General features: G+C 49.1%; 2 protein-coding genes. Both read left to right on the top strand.

The window, feature by feature from the left end:
• Nucleotides 1-144: 144 nt before the first annotated feature.
• Entirely contained in the window at nucleotides 145-1572 is a 1428-nt protein-coding gene (locus KDK14_RS05740; protein WP_257264058.1) for an amino acid permease, read from the top strand.
• Between the two features lie 36 nt (nucleotides 1573-1608).
• Nucleotides 1609-2904, top strand: a complete 1296-nt coding sequence (locus KDK14_RS05735) for a pyridoxal-dependent decarboxylase (protein ID WP_257264057.1) — start codon at nucleotides 1609-1611, stop codon at nucleotides 2902-2904.
• Nucleotides 2905-2930: the final 26 nt, after the last annotated feature.

The raw sequence follows: 2930 nt of genomic DNA, 5'->3' as shown, positions 1-2930 counted from the left end.
CACATCCATGTGGTCGTGCGCGAGATTCGGGGCAGTTTATGAAATATCCGGGTTAATCATTGTCAAACCGATGGTTCATTCCCTGTTATTTCTTGCCAAGCAACCGACATTTCCCCACATTGATGGTTAACTGGAGGCGTCCCGATGGCCGATTCCGCATCCCCCGGCACAAAGGTGTTGAGCGTTTTCAAGCTGGTTATGATTACCTCGGCCTTTGTCATCAGCATTCGTAATATGCCGATGATTGCTGAAACCGGTTTGGAGATGCTGTTTTATACGTCCATTCCGGCCATTCTGTTTATGATCCCGTGTGGCATGGTGTCGGCAGAGCTTGCTACCGGTTGGCCTCAGGCCGGTGGGGTGTATGTCTGGATACGCGAAGCCTTCGGAGAGCGGTGGGCGCTGCTTGCCATGTGGTTTCTGTGGGTGCAGATGTTTTTTGGCATGGTGATGATTCTCTCCTTTGTGGCTTCCATGTGGGCGTTTGTTTTCAACCCCGGGATTGCCACCAATAAAGTTTATCTCATCATTGTTATTATCGGTATGTATTGGCTGTTGACGTTTATCAATTTCGGCGGCATGAAAGCTTCAAGTTTTATCAGTACCTGGGGGGTTATTCTTGGCGTGTTTATCCCCGGTGGCCTGATCATTGTGCTGGCCATTGCCTATCTGATCCAGGGTGATCCTGTTCAGCTTGGCTTTGCCGCGAAAGAATCCAGTTTTGTGCCTGATCTGGCAAACGGTAACACATGGGCTTTCTTCACCGGTATGGTGTTTGTCTATGCAGGCCTGGAGATGTCGTCAGTGCACGCCAATGAAGTGAAAAACCCACAAAGGAACTATCCGGTAGCCCTGTTTCTCGGCGTGCTTCTCTTACTGGTTTTAAATATCTTTGGCTCAGTAAGTGTGGCTATCGTGGTACCCCATGAAAATATCAGTCTGGTGGCTGGCATCATGCAGGCATTTACTGACTTCTTTCATCACTTCCACCTGGACTGGCTGGTTCCCGTTATTGCTTTTCTTGCGGCGCTAGGCGCTACAGGGCAAGTGAGTACGTGGGTTCTTGGCCCTTGCAAGGGGGTGCTGGGTGTAGCCAAACGGGGGGACCTGCCGCCATGGTTTGCCAAAACCAATAGCGCCGGTGTACCTACAAACCTGTTGATTCTTCAGGCGCTGGCCATTTCTGTCGTAGGGCTGACCTATCTGATTATTCCCGGTGTCAACGAAGCGTTCTTTTTGCTGTTAATCATGGCGACACAAATGTATATCGTCGTCTATCTGTTTATGTTCGGCGCTGGCATTAAGTTGCGTTATACCTTCCCGGATGTGCAGCGGGCTTACAAAGTCCCTGGTGGCCATATCGGTATGTGGATTGTCGCTGGTGCCGGTTTCCTCACCGTGCTGTTCTGTTTCTTTGCCGGTTATATCCCTCCCCAGCAGATATCAGGGCAGATCAGTGCGTTGTATAAGCCATTTCTAATTATTGGCATGGTGGTAATGGGGGTTATCCCGCTGATTATCTATCAGTTCCGTCGACCTGAATGGAAGACTGCCACCGACACTCAATCGTGAATAAGCCTTTAAAATACCTGAGCAGAGGAGCAAATCATGAAACCTGTGGATATTGATGCCCTGTTTCTTGGTCCCAAATCTGAAAACCGGGATTTCTTTAAGGAAGCGCTTGATTTCATGATGGATGAGCATATTCACTGGCGGCGCAACTTTCATCCCGATGACAAAGATGCGATTACCCTGGAAAACAGACGTCAAGACGGGTTTATGTCCACCCTTGACCGGACCCGGGAGGTGTTGGATGAGTTATCGGATAAACTCAAGGCCAGTTCCTTACCCTGGCACTCACCCCGTTACCTGGGGCATATGAACTCCGATATTCTTATGTCGGCAACACTGGCCTACATGGGTGTCATGCTCTATAACCCCAACAATGTGGCTGGAGAGGCATCACCGGCTACCACCATCATGGAACTGGAAGCTGGCCAGCAAATGGGAAAAATGATGGGCTTTGACCCGGATAAGGTCTGGGGGCATATAACCAGTGGCGGACATATCGCTAATTTTGAGGCCCTGTGGTTTATGCGTGGGCTGAAATCCTTCCCGTTTGGTGTTAAAGCCGTAGCGCCTGAGCTGTTAGGGAGTCAGTCTGACTGGGAGTTATTGAATTTAACCCCCGGGCAAATTTTCCAATTGATGGACCAAACCAAAGATAAAGGCCTCTTTCTGGAAGCCAGAAAACACTCTGTACGTTATACAGGAATGACAGCCGACACATTGGGACAGCTGATCGTTCCTCAATCCCGACATTATTGTTGGGATAAAGCGGTGGATGTGCTCGGTCTCGGGCTGGACAACATGACCAAAATACAGGTGACCAGTGCCTTCCGTATGGATATGGGGCATCTCAGGGAAGTTGTCCTGGATTTAATGAATAAGAAAATTCCTATTATGGGCGTTGTGGCAGTGGTGGGAACCACCGAAGAAGGTGCTGTCGATGAGATTCACGAAATCCTGAAAATTCGGGAAGAAGCCGCAAGCAAAGGCATGACGTTCTACTTTCATGTCGATGCCGCCTATGGCGGATATAACCGCTCCATGTTTCTGGACGAGAATGATCAATTCATGTCGTACAGTGAAATGAAAGGTACACTGCACGAGGAGAAAATTGTTCATCGTGACCTGGACTGGCCTCCTGAGCGTGTTTATCAGGCGTACAAGGCTATGTCCGAAGCGGACTCCATTGTCGTTGATCCCCATAAAATGGGCTATACCCCCTACTCATCCGGTATGGTTGTTGCCCGGGACAAACGAATAACGGATCTGATCTCCTATTTTGCGCCTTATGTCTGGACAAAAGGCGACCTGATTACCACTGATCGTACGTCATGATACAGAGAAAGTTTATTTAAGAATAT

The organism is Endozoicomonas sp. ONNA2 (genome assembly GCF_024606365.1).
Classification (GTDB): Bacteria; Pseudomonadota; Gammaproteobacteria; order Pseudomonadales; family Endozoicomonadaceae; genus Endozoicomonas.
Note: the sequence above shows the minus strand (reverse complement) of the source record. Positions and strands in the feature narration are given on the sequence as shown.